Origin of the sequence: Streptococcus sp. 10824, assembly GCF_013276595.1 — a bacterium.
Taxonomy (GTDB): domain Bacteria; phylum Bacillota; class Bacilli; order Lactobacillales; family Streptococcaceae; genus Streptococcus; species Streptococcus pseudopneumoniae.
In genome coordinates this window covers 1-281 of the sequence record NZ_VMLH01000058.1, presented here as the reverse complement: position 1 = coordinate 281, position 281 = coordinate 1, and the positions used below count along the sequence as shown (strand labels likewise).

General features: G+C 37.7%; 1 pseudogene. It reads left to right on the top strand.

The features are described 5' to 3' along the window. Positions 1-281, top strand: a pseudogene (locus HT701_RS05870) (IS630 family transposase); the annotation flags it as partial.

Sequence of the window (281 nt, the reverse complement as noted above, 5' to 3'; positions counted from 1 at the left end):
ATGATTTACAAGAACAGCAGGACAAGCGATTTCTTTGTGGAGTGGTTCAAAACGCAACTCCTACCTGCTTTGAAAGACACCTCATGTTATTGTCATGGACAATGCTAGTTTTGATCCCAAGAACATTTTGGATGAACTCTGCATCCAAGATAAACACTTTTTCTTACCTCTACCACCTTATTCACCAGATTTGAATCCTATTGAGCAAGCTTGGGCTATCTTGAAAAAGAAAGTAACAGATTTATTAAGGGAAGTCCCAACTATTTTTGAATGTTTGGAAC